This is a genomic window from Plastoroseomonas hellenica (assembly GCF_018129085.1).
GTDB classification, from domain to species: domain Bacteria; phylum Pseudomonadota; class Alphaproteobacteria; order Acetobacterales; family Acetobacteraceae; genus Plastoroseomonas; species Plastoroseomonas hellenica.
The window spans coordinates 107,366-123,428 of sequence record NZ_JAAGBB010000013.1 but is presented as its reverse complement, the minus strand read 5'-3'; the positions used below and the strand labels follow the sequence as shown (position 1 = coordinate 123,428).

At 69.8% G+C, this 16,063-nt stretch carries 13 protein-coding genes; 8 read left to right on the top strand and 5 right to left on the bottom strand.

Features of this window, described 5'->3' with window-relative positions; translation table 11 throughout:
* Nucleotides 1-9 precede the first annotated feature (9 nt).
* Nucleotides 10-1,353, bottom strand: coding sequence for a PQQ-dependent sugar dehydrogenase (locus GXW71_RS12775; protein WP_211852900.1), 1,344 nt, complete (start codon nt 1,351-1,353; stop codon nt 10-12).
* 296 nt (nt 1,354-1,649) lie between these two features.
* On the bottom strand, nt 1,650-2,291 hold the full coding sequence (locus GXW71_RS12770; protein ID WP_211852899.1) for an HD domain-containing protein: 642 nt from the start codon (nt 2,289-2,291) through the stop codon (nt 1,650-1,652).
* Between the two features lie 176 nt (nt 2,292-2,467).
* On the opposite strand from GXW71_RS12770, the gene GXW71_RS12765 reads away from it, so the two are divergent.
* Entirely contained in the window at nt 2,468-3,439 is a 972-nt protein-coding gene (locus GXW71_RS12765) for a GlxA family transcriptional regulator (protein ID WP_246526521.1), read from the top strand.
* A gap of 12 nt (nt 3,440-3,451) precedes the next feature.
* On the opposite strand, the gene GXW71_RS12760 is transcribed toward GXW71_RS12765, so the two are convergent.
* A complete protein-coding gene (locus GXW71_RS12760) occupies nt 3,452-4,678 on the bottom strand; it encodes an ABC transporter substrate-binding protein (protein ID WP_367617298.1) in 1,227 nt (408 codons plus the stop codon).
* A gap of 45 nt (nt 4,679-4,723) precedes the next feature.
* Nucleotides 4,724-6,184: an FAD-dependent oxidoreductase gene (locus GXW71_RS12755; protein ID WP_211852897.1), complete on the bottom strand. Its 1,461-nt coding sequence runs from the start codon at nt 6,182-6,184 to the stop codon at nt 4,724-4,726.
* 417 nt (nt 6,185-6,601) lie between these two features.
* On the opposite strand from GXW71_RS12755, the gene GXW71_RS12750 reads away from it, so the two are divergent.
* The 4 genes from GXW71_RS12750 to GXW71_RS12735 all read left to right on the top strand — a co-directional run bounded on the left by GXW71_RS12750 (nt 6,602) and on the right by GXW71_RS12735 (nt 11,057).
* Nucleotides 6,602-7,282, top strand: a complete 681-nt coding sequence (locus GXW71_RS12750) for an IclR family transcriptional regulator (protein ID WP_211852896.1) — start codon at nt 6,602-6,604, stop codon at nt 7,280-7,282.
* 131 nt (nt 7,283-7,413) lie between these two features.
* Entirely contained in the window at nt 7,414-9,126 is a 1,713-nt protein-coding gene (locus tag GXW71_RS12745; RefSeq protein WP_211852895.1) for a di-heme-cytochrome C peroxidase, read from the top strand.
* Nucleotides 9,127-9,264: 138 nt separating this feature from the next.
* Nucleotides 9,265-9,675, top strand: a complete 411-nt coding sequence (locus tag GXW71_RS12740) for a hypothetical protein (RefSeq protein ID WP_211852894.1) — start codon at nt 9,265-9,267, stop codon at nt 9,673-9,675.
* 122 nt (nt 9,676-9,797) lie between these two features.
* Nucleotides 9,798-11,057 carry an aminopeptidase gene (locus GXW71_RS12735; protein ID WP_211852893.1) on the top strand — a complete coding sequence of 420 codons (1,260 nt, stop codon included), beginning with the start codon at nt 9,798-9,800 and terminating at the stop codon, nt 11,055-11,057.
* A gap of 22 nt (nt 11,058-11,079) precedes the next feature.
* On the opposite strand, the gene GXW71_RS12730 is transcribed toward GXW71_RS12735, so the two are convergent.
* Nucleotides 11,080-12,033, bottom strand: a complete 954-nt coding sequence (locus GXW71_RS12730; protein WP_246526519.1) for a LysR family transcriptional regulator — start codon at nt 12,031-12,033, stop codon at nt 11,080-11,082.
* 104 nt (nt 12,034-12,137) lie between these two features.
* Here GXW71_RS12730 and GXW71_RS12725 point away from each other — a divergent pair, with 104 nt between their 5' ends.
* Genes GXW71_RS12725 through GXW71_RS12715 form a run of 3 tightly spaced genes read left to right on the top strand, consistent with a single transcriptional unit; the run spans nt 12,138 to nt 16,062 of the window.
* Entirely contained in the window at nt 12,138-13,964 is a 1,827-nt protein-coding gene (locus GXW71_RS12725; protein ID WP_211852892.1) for a CocE/NonD family hydrolase, read from the top strand.
* Nucleotides 13,965-13,987: 23 nt separating this feature from the next.
* Entirely contained in the window at nt 13,988-15,565 is a 1,578-nt protein-coding gene (locus tag GXW71_RS12720) for an ABC transporter substrate-binding protein (protein WP_211852891.1), read from the top strand.
* Nucleotides 15,565-16,062: a GAF domain-containing protein gene (locus tag GXW71_RS12715; protein ID WP_211852890.1), complete on the top strand. Its 498-nt coding sequence runs from the start codon at nt 15,565-15,567 to the stop codon at nt 16,060-16,062. The genes GXW71_RS12720 and GXW71_RS12715 overlap by 1 nt, the downstream gene beginning before the upstream one ends.
* Nucleotide 16,063: the final 1 nt, after the last annotated feature.

Below are 16,063 nucleotides of genomic sequence, written 5' to 3'. Positions count from 1 at the left end.
GCGACCGGCTCAGCTCGGCGGCCGTGCGGCAGCGCTGACGCGCCAGATGGCATTGCCGACGTCATCTGCGACCAGCAAGCCCCCACGACCATCCGGCGTCACGCCGACAGGGCGCCCGCGCGCCTGGCCTTCCTCGTCGAGGAAGCCGGTCAGTACATCGATCGGCTCCCCGGCCGGCCGGCCATCGCTGAAGGGGACGAAGATCACCCGATAGCCGCTCGGCGGGCGGCGATTCCAGGATCCGTGCTGGCCGATGAAGGCGCCGGTGGTGAAGGGCGCCGGCAGGCCGCTATCCGCGGTGATCGCCAGCCCCAGCGAGGCCGTATGCGCGCCCAAGGCGTAATCGGGCACGATCGCCCGCGCCACCAGCTCAGGCCGCTCATGCCGGACGCGGGCATCGACATGCTGGCCGAAATAGCTGAAGGGCCAGCCATAGAAGCCGCCATCGCGGACCGAGGTCATGTAGTCCGGCACTAGGTCGCTGCCGATCTCGTCGCGTTCGTTCACCGCCGTCCACAGCATGGGCGTCGGTCCGGGCGCGAAGGACAGGCCGTTCGGGTTGCGCAACCCGGTCGCATAGCTGCGGTGCTGGCCGGTGCGGACATCCACCTCCCAGATCTGCGCACGGCCTTCCTCGGCCTCCAGCCCGTTCTCGCCGACATTGCTGTTGGAGCCGATGCTGACATAGAGGAAGCGCCCATCCGGGCTTGCCACCAGGTTCTTGGTCCAATGGTGATTGAGCCGGCCCGCCGGCAGGGCCGTCAGGCGCTCGCCGGGATCGGTGATGCGGGTCTGGCCCATCTCATAGCGATAGCGGCGGATCGCATCGGTATCCGCGACGAAGAGCTGATCGCCGATCAGTGCCATGCCGTAGGGCGAATTCAGACCGTCCAGGAAGACCGTGCGGGTTTCCGCGACCCCGTCGCCATCGGTGTCGCGCAGCAGGGTGATGCGATTGGCGCTGGGGACGCCGGCGCCGGCGCGCGCCATGATCCGTCGCATGACGAAGCCCCGGATGCCTTGGCTGTCATCCGGCTTCGGCGGTGCATTGGTCTCCGCGACCAGCACGTCGCCGCTGGGCAGCACGAAAACGTTGCGTGGATGATCGAGGCCGGTGGCGAAGGCGTTGACGGCGAGCCCGCGCGCCGGCGTCGGCCGCGTGTCAGCTGGCCAGCCGACAGCCGGCGCGATCTTCACGGTCGGGATCAGCGTCGGGTTGGGTGGCGGCAATTGCGGCTGCGGTCCGATGCCCGCAGCCAGGGGCAGCGTCGCGCTCTCGCTGCAGGCGAACAACGTGACCGCACCCGCACCCAACGCTACGACGACGGCCACCGACGCCACCAGCTTCCGCATAGCCTCGCTCCCTTGCATCCGTGGCAACGCGCCACCGGTGCTTCGGTTCCTTCCCGGCCGCACAGACCTGGGCGCAGTTCGAGCCGCCGCAACCGCCGCGCCGGAAGCATCATCCCTGCCCACGGAAACACCCCGACGCCGGTGCTGCCCGTCGGCGCAAGTCGGCGCCGGGAGAAAGCAACCGCAGGTTTCCTGAAAGACGAGGAGATCGTCTGGCGGCGGGCAGCGAGGGCACCGGTTGGCGCGACGGCGCCAGCCGAACCGGCCCGGGTCGGCCTGCCTGAATGGCGCCTGCTCTATTCGCTCCAAGCGGAGTTCAGGATGACGTCGCAGAAATCGACACGCTGGTAGTTCGGGTCCCGTAACGCGAGCACGTCGGCCTTGACGTTGCCGAAGGTCGTCTGCGGCTTGCGGATCGTGCCGCAGGCGAAGGCGTCGATGATCCCGTTCTTGAAGCCCGGGCCGCGTGGATGGCAGGCACAGACCGCCTGCCGCTGATCGGAGGTGAAGGCATCGTAGTCGAGGCCCAACACATCCATCTCGACGCCCGCGGTGACCAGGGCGACGACCGGACGCTTGTGCTTCGGGATACCGGGCGTCGTGTGCAGGGCGATAGCGTCCCAGACATCCTCGATGTCGCGCGGCTCGATGCCGTGGCCGCGCAGGAAATCGGCGGCCGCATTGGCGCCGTCGACCTCGAAGCGCTCATCCTCGCTGGCATAGGGCGCCTGCAGGCCCATGTCATGGAACATGGCGCCGACATAGAGCAGCTCGGCATCGACGCGCAGGCCTCTGCGCCGGCCGGCCAACGCACCGAACAGGAAAACGCGGTTGGAGTGGTGGTAGAGAAGGTCGGATTCCGTGTCGCGCACGAGCTGGTCGGCATGCTGCGCGAGGCTGCTGTCGGGAATGGCGATGCCGGCGATGGTCCTTGCCATGATGGTATCTCCGCACGGATGTTGCTGGCGCTGTTGTGCTGCCTCCGGGAGCCATCCGGCAACGCGGCCGCTCCGTCCGGAACCGCCAAACACCCTTGCTTTCCGGCCAGCGGCCGGCACCAGATTGGGCCGGATGGAGCGCCGGCTGCGTCGGCGGAGCCTGGAGGTTGTGCGTCTTGACGTCCGTCGCCCTCGCGATCTTCCCCGACGTCCAGGCCCTCGACGTCGCGGGGCCGCTCGATGCCTTCATGGAAGCCAATCGCTTCATCGGCGAAGGCTGGGGCTACGCGGTCACATTGGTCGGCGCCGATCGCGCACCGGTCCGTGCTTCCAATGGCATGCTGATCACGCCCGATGCCAGCTTCGACGAGGCATGCAGTGGCTTCGACCTGGCGCTCGTCGCCGGTGGCCCGTCGCTGCCGGCGACCGTCCCCGACCCGCGCCTGACCGGCTGGCTCGCCGCCATGGCGGTGCGCTGCCCGCGCTACGGGTCGATCTGCAACGGCGCCTTCGCGCTCGGCCATGCCGGGCTGCTCGACGGCCGCACCGTGACCACGCATTGGCAGGACGCGCCGCGCCTCGCCGCGCAATTCCCGGAGGCGCGGGTGGAGCTGGACCGGATCCATGTCCGCGACGGCGCGCTGGTCACCTCTGCCGGTGTAACCGCCGGCATCGATCTCGCACTCGCCCTTATCCAGGAGGATCACGGCGGCGAGGTGGCGCTCGCCGTTGCCCGGCGGCTGGTCGTGGTGGCGCAGCGCCAGGGCGGGCAGTCACAGTTCAGCCCCTTCCTGACGCCCCTCGGCAAGCCCGATTCCCCGGTCGCGCGGGTGAGAGCCCATGTGATGGCGCATCTTCGCGACGCGCATCGCGTGGAGGCCCTGGCCGGCATCGCCGGCATGAGCCTCCGCAACTTCGCCCGCGCCTTCAAGCAGGAGACCGGGCTGACACCCGCAGCCTTCGTCGAGAGCCTGCGCCTGGATGCTGCCCGCAACCGGCTGGAGGCGAGCGGCCTGGCCCTGAAGGTGGTCGCGCATGAATGCGGCTTCACCAGCGCCGAACACATGCGGCTGGTCTTCGTCCGCAGCCTCGGCGTCACGCCTAGCCAGTATCGCGCCAGCTTCGGGGGCCCTGCGCCGAATGCCTGAAGCCGGCTCCGCTCACCCCGCGCGCGGCATGGTGCAGCCACCTTCGGCCAGGGGGCGAAAGGCCTCCTCTGGCGGCACCGCCGCCACCAGCTTGTAGTAGTCCCAAGGGCCTCGGCTTTCCGAGGGCGCCTTCACCTCGAACAGATAGGCGGTGTGCAGCACGCGCCCGTCCTCGCGCAGCATGCTGCGGCCGAAGACATCATCCTCTGCCGGCGTCGCCTTCATGCGCGCGACGGTCGCGGCGCCGCTGCGCTTGGCCTCCGCCACCCCCATTTCGGCCGCCGTCTTCAGGTAATGCAGGACCGAGGCGTAGCAGGCGGCCTGCGACATGTTCGGCATCACGCCGCCCATCGCCGGTCCGATGCGTCGGGCGAAGCCGCGCGTGCGGTCGTTGAGGTCCCAGTAGAAGCTCTCCGCCAGGGTCAGCCCCTGCGCCGTCTCGATGTCGAGCGCGTGGATGTCGTTGATCTGCAGCAGCAACCCGGCGAGCTTCTGGCCACGCCGCGTGATCCCGAATTCCGCCGATTGCTTGATGCAGTTCACCGTGTCGGTGCCAGCATTGGCGAAGCCGATCACCTTGGCGCGCGACTGCTGCGCCCGCAGCAAAGGCGAGGCGAAATCCGTCCCCGGGAAGGGCATGCGCACCGAGCCGAGCACCCGTCCGCCGGCCGCGCGCACGAAGCTGCCGGTATCGTTCTCCAACGCATGGCCAAAGGCGTAGTCGGCGGTGATGAAGAACCAGGTATCGTTGCCGGCGCGCACCTGGGCCCCGCCGGTCACCCGCGCCAGCATCTGCGTGTCATAAGCCCAGTGCAGCGTGTTGGGCGAGCAGCGCGCGCCGGTCAGGTCGCTGGCGCCGACATTGCAGGCGATCGCGATCCTGTCCTTCTCCCGCGCGAGACCTGCGACGGCCAGCGCGATCGCCGAGTTCTGAAAATCCATCACCACGTCGACGCCGTCGCGGTCGAACCATTGCCGCGCCGCGTTCAGCCCGACATCCGGCCGCCCCTGGTGGTCGGCCACCAATACCTCGACCTCCAGCCCGCGCACCGCCGCGATCTCCTGCACCGCCAGCCGCACATTGGCGACCGAGCCCGGCCCACCATTGGTACGGTAGGCGCCGGACTGATCGTTCAGCACGCCGATCCTGAGCACCGGCCGCCCCTGCGCCCGGCCGCGTGAAGCCATGGGCAGCGCGGCGCCCGCCGCCAGAAGGCCGCGCCGTGTGAAGCCGTTCATCGCCATCCTCCCCCTCGCGTCGCCCGGCTGTTCTCAGCCGCCGCGTTATGTGGTCCGGGCCGCGTGCAGTCCGGCCAGGCGCCCGAAGACCGCGCCGCGCAGCACCGAGGTCGAGCCCACATAGACGTTGTTGTAGATGCCGACCGTCTCGCCAGCGGCGTAGAGCCCGGCGATCACCCGCCCATCCATGTCGAGCACCTGGGCGTCGGTGTTCACCTTCAGCCCGCCGAAGGTGAAGCAATTCGCGGAGACGATCGGGAAGACGCGGAAGGGCGGCCTTTCGATGCGCCGCGCCCAGTTCGACTTCGGCGGTGCGAGCATCGCAGCGGCATTGCCGTCGAGCCGCAGCGGCTCATAGGGCTGGTCTTCCGCGCAGGCCAGATTGTAGGCCGCGATCGTCTCCGTTGCCGCGGCGCTGTCCAGCCCATCGAGCTGCACCAGCAGCCCATCGAGCGTCGGCGCCTCCAGGGGTGGGATGTCGGAGCGGATGGAACGCCGCCATTGTGGAATGTCGTCGACGCGCCCGTCGAAGATCACCCAGGCGATGCCATCCGTCTGATCGGCGATGGCGCGGGTGACGTTGTCATAGGTCGCGTCCGCGGTGCCTTCGGCCTCATCGATGAAGCGCCTGCCATGGCGGTTCAGCAGAACGCCATAGGGCCAGATGAAGATCACCGCCTCTGGCAGGCGGGAACGCGGGTCCACCGGCTCCGCGTGGTAGCTGCCATATTCGCCGGCCGGCGCGGCGCCGGCGGCCAGCGCCATGCGGATGCCTTCGCCGCGGTTGTAGTAACCGCCGCGCGCGACCGGGCGGATGTGCCGCGCCCGCGTCGCGCCCAGGTAATGCGTCAGCATCTCCGGATTGCCTTCGTAGCCGCCGGAGGCCAGCACCGTCGCCCGTGCCGCGATGCGCTGCCGCTTGCCGTCTGGGCCGGTCGCCAGCACGCCCTGCACTGCACCCGCCTCATCGCGCAGCAGGTCGATCGCCGTGGTGCGGTAGAGCACCTGCGCGCCGAGCGTCACCGCCTCCTGCATCAGCCGCTCGATCAGCGCGAGACCGCCGCCCTGCGCCGCGATGCGGGCGGTGTTCTGGGTCAGCAGGTAGATGGGCTGCGGCTCGAAGCGCAGGCCGAAGCTCTTCAGCCAGGCGATGGTGGGCGGCGCCTGGTCGGCGAAGCGGGCGATCAGCTCGGGATCCGGGAAGGGATGTGCGCGTACCCAGGCCGGCCAGTGCGCCGAAGGGCCCGCCGCTTCGACCACCAGGTTCGGGTCGAGGTTCCAGCCGCTGTTGCGTGCGAAGGCTTCCTCGAAGTCATCGGCGATCTCGCTGTCGTTCTTCATGCGCATATAGGCTTCGGTCCAGCGGGTATTGCCGCCGAAATCCGCAGGGTCCGACCGCTCCAGCAGGGTCACGCTGCGTCCTTCCTGGAGCGCGGAGACGGCGGCCGAGAGTCCGGCGATGCCACAGCCGACGACGAGGAGATCGGTGGTGGCCGGATGGGCCATGGTTGCTGTCCTCCCGATACGGATGGCGGCGCGGCTCAGCCGAGCGCGAAGGGGTTGGCGTGGGTGGGTCCGATGGTGATGCAGACGCTGCTGACCCTGCGGTCGTCTTGATCGCCCTCGACGCCGCCTCGCCGTCCGGCGCCGAGACGCCGCCAGTCCCTTACGAGATCACCGAGGTGGCGGAGCGGCGCGCCATGCCCTGTCGCGCTCGGCCCGGCCGAGGCGGAGGCGGAGGCGGAGGCGGAGGCGGAGGCGGAGGCTGAATGAGGCCGAGCAGCATTGATGAACAGGCGGCATGTCCGCACCGTCTCACTCCCATTGGTTCTGCTGGACAGAACTCAGTTTCTTCAACTAGAACTTGAGGCCATGCGAGGGTCAAGCGGAATCAGCGGCGCGGCGGCCGGCGGGGTGGAGGCCGTGGACCGTGCCATCGCCATCCTGCGCTGCTTCACTGAACGGGAACCGACGCTGACGCTGACGCGCATCGCGGAGGCGACGGGCTTCTACAAGAGCACCGTGCTGCGCCTGGCCGCCTCCCTGGAAGCAGGCGGGCTGCTGGTGCGACAGGCAGACAAGGCCTACGCGCTCGGTGCCGAGACGATGCGCCTCGCTTCGGTCTTCCAACAGGCTTTCCGCCTCGAAGCCCATGTGCGCCCGGTGCTGCGGCGCCTGCTGGCGGCGACCGGCGAAAGCGCGTCCTTCTTCCGCCGCGAAGGCGATATGCGGCTCTGCCTGTTCCGCGAGGATACGCGGCATGGCGTGCGCGAGGCGGTGCGCGAAGGCGACATGCTCTCGCTCGACCGCGGTGCTGCCGGTCATGTGCTTCGCCACTTCGCCGCGGCACCGGAGGCAGAGCGGCAGCGGCTGCTGCGGCGACTGCCGCTGACCTCGCGCGGCGAACGCGACGCCGACACCGCCGCGATGGCGGTGCCCGTCTTCAGCCATGCGGGCCAGTTGATCGGCGCCCTGTCGCTCTCGGGGCCGATCACCCGTTTCGACGCGGGGCGCGTCGCCGCGATGGCGCCGCCGCTGCTGGAGGCCGGCCGGGACCTGTCGGCCACCCTCGGCGGTGGGGAGGCCTGGGCGCCGCACGGCTGACCGGCACCTGATCCGGGCGCCGCTGCGCTGCATCCGACGACGCTGCGACAAAGGTCATCGATATCGGACGGCCGGCTGGGTTACACCCTTCCCAGCGATTCGGGACCGGAACAGCCGGAGAGGCATCCGATATGAAGCTTCGCGTCCACTGGATGATGGCGGCGCTTGTCTCGGCAAGCGCCCTTCTGGGCTGTACGACCCTGCCCGAATATCGCGCCCCGGACAGCGTGCGGCATCTGCCGCAGAACTGGACCGACCCGCAGCGGCAGTGGTTCTACCATGCCTCCCAGGGCACGAAGCTGATTCCGTATGCCTGGTTCCTGGCGCTGGAGCAGCCGCAGCCGACCCTGTTCGGCACCGGACGCTTCGCGGCACCCGACTACCTGGCCCGCCTCGGCTTCCTGCCGGATACGCCCTCCGCCGAGAACCCGGACGGCCTGCCGGTCGGCTTCGCGCGCGACACTTTCGGCCAGGCGGAGGGCAGCGGCGAGCAGCAGACATTCGTCGGCGTCACCTGCGCCGCCTGCCATACCGGGCAGATCGAATACGGCAGGCAGGCGATCCGCATCGATGGCGGCCCGGCCCTGATCGACATCGGCGCGTTCCAGGCGCTGCTCGGCACCTCGATGTTCCTGACCGCCGAATCCGACCCGCGCTTCGCGCGATTCGCCGGCCGCGTGCTCGGTACCCCCGAGGCGCCCGATACGCCCGAAGCGCGGGAACGGCTGCGCGAACAGCTCCGCGCCGCGCTGATCCTCGGGATGGATGAGCGGGAACAGGGGCGGCGGGCCGGGCTCTATCCAGCGGCGGAAGGCGCCGGGCGGCTCGATGCGCTGGGCCGCGGCGGCAATTTCGTCTTCGGCACCCTGCTCGGGGACGAGCGCAATTTCGCCGTCGCCAATGCCCCCGTCAGCTTCCCTCCGATCTGGGACGCGCCCTGGTTCGACTGGGTGCAGTACAATGGCTCCATCCGCCAGCCGATGGGGCGCAATGTCGCGGAGGCCATGGGCGTACGGTCCCTGGTGCGGCTGCACGGGCCGCCCGAGAACCTCTACCGCTCCTCCGTGCGCATCCGCCGCATCCATGAGATGGAGCGCCAGATCGCCGGCGACGCGCCAGGCGCCGGGCTGCGCCCGCCATCCTGGCCGGAGGAGATCCTGGGACCGATCGACCGCGCCGCGGCGGCGCGCGGCCAGGCGCTCTATGACAGCCTCTGCGCCGGCTGCCACACCGGCCGCTGGACCCCGCCGCAGGCGATGGCGGGCGGGCCGCCGCGACGCTATCTCAGCCTCACCATGGTGCCGCTCGATCGCATCGGTACCGATCCGCGCGCCGCGGATAATTTCCGCACCCGCACCGCCTATCTGAGCCGCGGCGACACCACCCCGGTGCCGGCCTTCGAAGGGCTGCGGCGTTCGACCGATGCGGTGATCGCGCGCTGGTATGCCGACAACGCCATCGCACCGGAGATAAGGCGGGAGATGGACGGCTACCGGGCGAATGACTGGCGCGCGCCGGCCGCCTATCGCGCGCGCCCGTTGAACGGCATGTGGGCGACCGCGCCTTACCTGCACAACGGCTCGGTGCCGAGCCTCTATCAGTTGCTGCTGCCCGGCGAGCGTCGCGACCGGGTCTTCACCGTCGGCAGCCGCCAATTCGACCCTCGCCATCTCGGCTTCTCGACCGCGCCCTTCGCCGGTGGCTTCGTCTTCGACACCACGGTCACCGGAAATTCCAACCGCGGGCACGAGTTCCGCGACGGGCCGCGCGGGAATGGCGTGATCGGGCCGGAGCTGACCGGTGCGCAGCGCTTCGACCTGATCGAGTTCCTGAAGACGCTGTAGCCGGTCGCGCATGGCCTTCCACCCCCGCGAAACGGCCGGGGCGGCGGCGCCCCTGTGCTTTCCGTCACAGCCAATTGCTGATCGCTTCTGCGAGATGTCGACGCTGTCGACACCACGGACAGCAGGCTGGTCAACAAGATGATCCCAACAAACGTCGCAACCGGCTACGCGCCGCCTGCCCATGCCCGCCCTGTGCCATGGTGGGGCGAGACCGGCTGGGCCATGGCCGCCGAGGAAGCGGTCGACCGCTTCGACCGGCCGCTCACGGCCCTGGTCGAAGCCGTGCGCCACGCCCATGACATCGGGGAGCGTCCCGATTTCGCCGCTGCCCGGCGGCGCCTCGCCAGGATCGAGGCCCGGCTGGTCGACCAGTTGCAGGACCTCGGCATCACCTTCGACAGCCGCGCCCATGCGGCGCTCGAGATGGCACGGGGCAAGGCCAGGGCGACGCAGGAATGGCTGGCGGCGATGGCGGCGCAGCCACTGCCCGAGCCGGGGCTCGCCGACGCTGTCATCGTCCCGACACGTCGCGCAGCCGGAGCCCGCTGAAGGGATCGCTGACCAGGCCGGTTGCCATCACGGTCCGGTGGACAGGGCCACCGCAGCGGGCGGCCCGCTTGCCGGTGCGCGCCGCCGCGCGGATAGTCGGCGGCAAACACCGGATGATCATCATGGACGCAGAACAGCCAATCACCCCTGCGGCGGGCTCGCATGAAGCGCGGCTCGACCGTCTCGCCGAGCTCGCGATCCGGGTCGGCCTCGGCCTCACGCCTGGCCAGGAGCTGGTGATGACGGCGCCGGTCGAGGCTTTGCCGCTCGCCCGCGGTATCACCGAGCATGCCTATCGCGCCGGTGCCTCCCTCGTCACCACCATCCTGGCCGACGACCAGGCCACGCTGGCGCGGTACCGGCACGCCCCCGACGCGAGCTTCGACAAGGCCCCGGCCTGGCTGTTCGACGGCATGGCCGCCGCCTTCCGCGACGGCGCCGCACGGCTCGCGATCGTCGGCGACGACCCGTCGCTGCTCGCCGGGCAGGACCCCGACCGCGTGGCGCGCGTGAACCGGGCCCGCTCCCGGGCGTATCGGCCGGCGCTCGAGTTGATCACCTCCTCAGCCATCAACTGGACGATCGTCGCCGCCGCGACCCCGGCCTGGGCCAGGGCCGTCTTCCCCGGCAGCTCCGAAGACGCGGCCCTCGCTGCCCTCTGGGATGCGATCTTCGCCGCCTCCCGCGTGGACGGGCCGGACCCGGTCGCCGCCTGGGCCGAGCACAACGCAGCACTCGCGAAGCGGCGGCGAATGCTCGATGAGCGACGCTACGCCGCGCTGCATTTCCGCGGCCCGGGGACCGATCTGCGCGTCGGCCTCGCAGATGGGCATGCCTGGATGGGCGGCGCCTCCATGGCGAAGAACGGCGTCGTCGGAAACCCCAATATCCCGACCGAGGAAGTGTTCACGACCCCGCACATGGCCCGTGTCGAAGGCACCGTGGCCGCCACCAAGCCGCTGGCCCATGCCGGAACGCTGATCAGGGACATCCGGGTCCGCTTCGAGGGCGGCCGGATCGTCGAGGCGTCGGCCAGTGCCGGCATGGAAGTGCTGGAGCGGATGATCAGCACGGATGAGGGTGCGCGGCGCCTCGGCGAAGTCGCGCTGGTACCGCATTCCAATCCCATCGGCCGCAGCGGCGTGCTCTTCCTCAACACCCTCTTCGACGAGAATGCCGCGAGCCACATCGCCCTCGGCCAAGCCTATGCCAAGTGCTTCGTCGACGACAACCTGAGCGAAGCCGAGCTCGCAGACCGCGGCGCGAACCGCAGCCTGATCCATGTCGACTGGATGATCGGCTCGGCCGAGACCGGTGTGGACGGCATCACCGCCGGCGGCGAGGCGGAGCCGCTGATGCGCCGCGGCGAATGGGCGCAGTAGCACCCGGCCGTCGTGGGCTGCGTCAGCGCGATGCCGCCGGACCGCGCAGGCTGCGCATGATGGCGGCAGCGCGGTGCTGCGCGGTGTCGCGGATCAGTCCCGCGAGCTGCACCGCGATCTCCGACTGCTTCTGCCAGGCCGGGTAGAACAGGCCGTAGGGCAGTGGGATCGTCGGCTCGAAGCGGCGCATCACCATGCCCGCCGCGCCGCTCGATCGCGCCACGAAGGGATCGGCCAGGCCGATGCCCAGTCCCAGCCCGACCAATTGGCAGGCGATGGTGCCGTTCAGCGCCTCGAAGCGGATGCGCGGCTCCTGATCGATGTCGCGGAAGAGCTGCTGCAGCCGCTGCCGCAGCAGCGATCGCGGATGGGTTGCGATCAGGTCCTGCCCGACCAGATCCATGAGCCCGATCTGCCGCCGCCGCGCCAGCGGATGCGCCTTCGGCAGCACCAGCACGGCTTCGGTCTCGCAAAGCGGCTCCACCTTCAGCCGCGGATGGCTCAAGGGCGGCACAGTGACGCCGAGGTCGAAATGCTCCTGCTCGACCAGGGCCTCGATATCCAGGCGGGCGCGGCCCTCGATGGTCGCGGTGAAGCCCGGCACCAGCCTTGCCATGGTGACCAGCGCCTCCCCCAGCACCGCATGCGTCGCCTGCGGCGCCGTCAGCACGCGCAGATGGTTGTCCTGATGCCCCTGGCGGATCTCCCGGGCGAGGCGGGTCAGCCCGTCATGCCCGGCCAGTACGCGCTCCGCCTGGCCGTAGAAACGCCAGCCTTCCGGCGTCAGCGCCAGGCGGCGGTTCTCGCGCGTAAAGAGGGCGAAGCCGAGCTCGGCCTCCAGCCCCGCCAGCAGACGCCCCGCCTGAGGTTGCGTCAGCCCCAGGCGCACCGCGGCCGAGGAGACGGAACCGCCTTCGACGAAGGCGCGCAGGGCATCGAGAGAGCGGATCTTGGGCAGGAGAGCCTTCGCCATCATGTGGAAAGCGCATGTTTTTCGCCGAATAATGCATTTGACGCAGATACCGCAAGCGACAAGGCTCCCGCGGTTCGGGCGGCGATGCGCCCGGCGGGAGTGTCCCTGTGTCCGACAGCGATCTGAACAGCAGCGCCTGGCGCCTTTCCCCCACCGCCTATGCGGCGGCACGCGAAGTCGCCTTCGCGCTGCCGGAAGCGCCCGCCTCGCGCTATCTGGCCATGCGGGATGGGTGCCGGATCGCGGTCGATCTCTGGCTGCCGGAAGGCGCCAGCGGCCGGCTGCCGACCATCGTGATCCTGACGCCCTATTACCGCCGCTTCCGGCTGCGCGAGGGTGGCAGCGGCGATGCCATCCCGAACGCCGGCAAGTTCATCCGCTTCTTCGTCCCCCGCGGCTACGCGGTGCTGGCCGCGGATGTGCGCGGCACCGGCGCCAGCTTCGGCACGCGCGACAGCTTCCGATCCCCCAAGGAGCGGGAGGACAGCCGCGAGATCGCGGACTGGATCGTGGCGCAGCCCTGGTCGGATGGACGCATCGGCGCCACCGGCATCTCCTACCCCGGCGCCGCATCCGACTTCCTGGCCAGCACCGGCCATCCGGCGGTGAAGGCGATCGCGCCGCTGTTTGCGGTGTGGGACACCTATGCCGACAACTACTACCCCGGCGGCATCCTGCTGAAGGAGCTGGCGCGCAGTTATGACGCGCTGATGGTCGCAATGGACCACGACCGGCGCGACCTGCTGCGCAACTATGTCTATTACGCCAATCCGGATCTGGCGGGGCCGCATCCGGTGGATGAGGATGTGGACGGCGCGCTGCTCGCCGAGGCGCTGCACGAGCATCTCGGCAATTTCCGCCAACCCGATTTCATGGGTGAGTTCCGCTTCCGCGAAGATTCCCTGCCCTATGACCCCGGCTTCAGCTCAGCGAGCTTCAGTCCCTATTCGGTCGCCGAGGGCATCAGGAAGGATGTGGCGGTGCTCGCCGTCTCCGGCTGGATGGACGGGGCCGGCTATGCCAATGGCGCGATCTCGCGCTTCCTGACGCTATCAGACAATCCGGTGCATCTGCTGCTCGGCCCTTGGGACCATGGCGCGCGCTGCAACGTCTCGCCCTGGCGGGAGCAGCAGGATCCGCAATTCTCCCTGCTTGGGGAGGCGCTGCGCTTCTTCGACCACTATCTGATGGGCCGCGACAGCGGCATCGGCGCCGAAGCCCCCATCCACTACTTCAGCATGCATGCGGAGACTTGGCAGGCCGCGTCTTCCTGGCCGCCGCTCGAAGCAACGCGGCGCCTGCATCTGGCCGCAGGCGGTGAGCTCACCGACACTGCACCGGGTGCGCCGGGCCGCGACGAGACCCGTGCGGATTTCGCTGCTGGCAGCGGCCATGGCACGCGCTATGAACGCATCGCCGGCATCAACAGCACCACCTACTACGCCGATTGGGCGGCGCGGGAAGCGAAGCTGGCCGGCTGGTCCACCGCGCCGCTGCCGCAGGCGATGGAACTGACCGGACATGGCATCGCCGATCTCTGGCTGACGGCGAGCGAACCCGATGCCGCGATCTTCGTCTACCTGTCGGAGGTCGAGGCCGACGGCACCACCCGCTACGTCACCGAAGGCCTGCTGCGCGCGCTGCACCGGAAGGAGAGCCCAGCCCCGTCCGTCTATCGCACCACCTGGCCCTTCCGCAGCTTCCGGCGGCAGGACGCGGCGCCGTTGGTCCCCGGGGAGACGGTGCGCATCCGCATCCCGCTGCTGCCGACATCCTGGGTGTTCCGCGCCGGCAGCCGCATCCGCCTTTCCATCGCCGGCGCCGACGCCGATCATTGCGTGCAGGTGCCGCATGGCCGCCCACCAAGGCTGGCGCTGCTGCGCGGTGGTGACCATGCATCCGCGCTCGACTTGCCGCTCAGGCCGCATCGCTGAGCACAGAGACTTCAGGAGCCTCCATGCGTCGTCGTGACCTATTCGCCGCCTCCGCAATCCTCGGCGCCTTCGGCGGCATCCGCCCCGCGTTCGCCGCGCAGAAACTCGAGATCGGTCTCGGTGGCGCCTTCACCACGGTCGATCCGCATTTCTATCACGCGGTGCCGAACCACACGGTCGCGATGCATATCTTCGAGCGGCTGATCAACCGCGCGCCGGATGGCAGGCTGATCCCGGGCCTCGCGCTGCGCTGGGCGCCGCTGTCGGAGACGGTCTGGGAATTCCACCTGCGCCCCGGCGTGAAGTTCCATGACGGCGGCGACTTCACCGCTGACGACGTGGTCTTCACCTTCGAACGCGCCCGCGACGTGCCGAACAGCCCGGGTGGCTTCGGCGGCTTCCTGCGCGCGGTGCGGCGCGTCGAGGTGATCGACCCGCTGACCATCCGCCTGCACACGCCAGCCCCTGCCCCAGACCTGCCGCCGAACCTGACCTATGTCGGCATCGTCTCCCGCCGGGTCGGCCAGGGTGCGACCACCGCCGACTATCACGCCGGCCGCGCGACGATCGGCACCGGGCCTTACCGCTTCGCCTCCTTCGCACCGGGCAGCAAGGTGGAACTGGCGCGTTTCGACGGCTGGTGGGGTGAGCGCCAGGCCTGGGACAGCGTGACCTTGCGCCTGATCAGCAACCCCGCCGCGCGCACCGCGGCGCTGCTCTCGGGCGATGTCGACCTGATCGACACACCATCGGTCAACGACCTGCCGCGGCTGCGCGAGGATAGCCGCGTCAATGTCGCCGCCATCCCCGGCATCCGCTTCATTTATCTCGCACCCGATCTGTCGCGCGAAGGCGAGAGCCCCTTCGTGACGGATGCCCGCGGCAATCCCCTGCCGCGCAACCCCTTCCGCGACCTCCGGGTGCGGCAGGCGCTGTCGCTCGCGCTGCAACGCCCGGCGCTGGCGGAGCGGGTCATGCTCGGCACCGCCACGCCGACCGGCCAGTGGATGCCGCCCGGTGCCTATTCCTACGCGCCCAATGTCGCGGCCCCCGAAGCCGACCCGGACCGCGCCCGGCGGCTGCTGGCCGAGGCCGGGCTGCGCGACGGCTTCCGCCTGACCCTGCACACGCCGAATGACCGCTACCCCAATGATGCCCGGCTGGCGCAGGCGGTGGCACAGATGTGGACCCGCATCGGCGTGCAGACCACGGTCGAGGCCCTGCCCTGGAGCAGCTATGTGGTGCGCGGCGGGCGGCAGGAATTCGCGATGGGCCTCTGGGGCTGGGGCAGCGCCACCTTCGAAGGCGGCTACATGCTGACCCAGTGCTTCGCGACCCATGATCGCGACCGCAGCCTCGGCCTCTACAATTACGGCCGCTACAGCAACCCGGCGCTGGACGCGATGATCGCCACCGCGGTCACCGAGGTGGATGAGGCGAAGCGGGAAGCGCTGCTGATCGCCGCGACCGAGCGTACCGCCGCGGATGTACCGGTGATCCCGCTGCTGATGCTGCAGAATCTCTGGGCAGTGCGCCGCGGCATCGCCTTCCAGCCGCGTTCGGACGAACGCACCCTCGCCATGGATGCGAGGCCCGCCTGATGCGCCCCGATCCGCTGCCGCATCTGGCCGCCCTCGCTTTGGCCCAGGCCGAGGCGGCGCAACCGCTCGCCACCTTCCGAGCGCTGGACGCAGCACTGGCAGCGGCGGTGGGCCATCGCCTCTGCACCATCCAGATCCACTACCCCGGCGGGCTGGAGGCCGAGCGCGTCCATTCCAATCATCCGGAACTCTATCCGCTGGGTCATCGCAAGCCTGCCTCCACCGCGCCCCGGATGCGGGAGTTGATGGAGCATGGCCGCCCCATCCTGGTCCGCAGTGCGGCCGAGCTGCGCGACAGCTATGCCGATCATGCCGGCGCCAGCAGCCTCGGCTGCGGCAGCGCAATGAACACGCCGGTGCGGTGGCAGGGCTGCACCCTCGGGCAGGTGAACCTGATGCACCAGGAAGGCTGGTACACGGAGGCGGACCTGCCGCTGGTCAGGAGCTTCGCGCAATTCGCGGTGCCGGCTTTCCTGCTGCTGGCGCGCGCCACGTGAT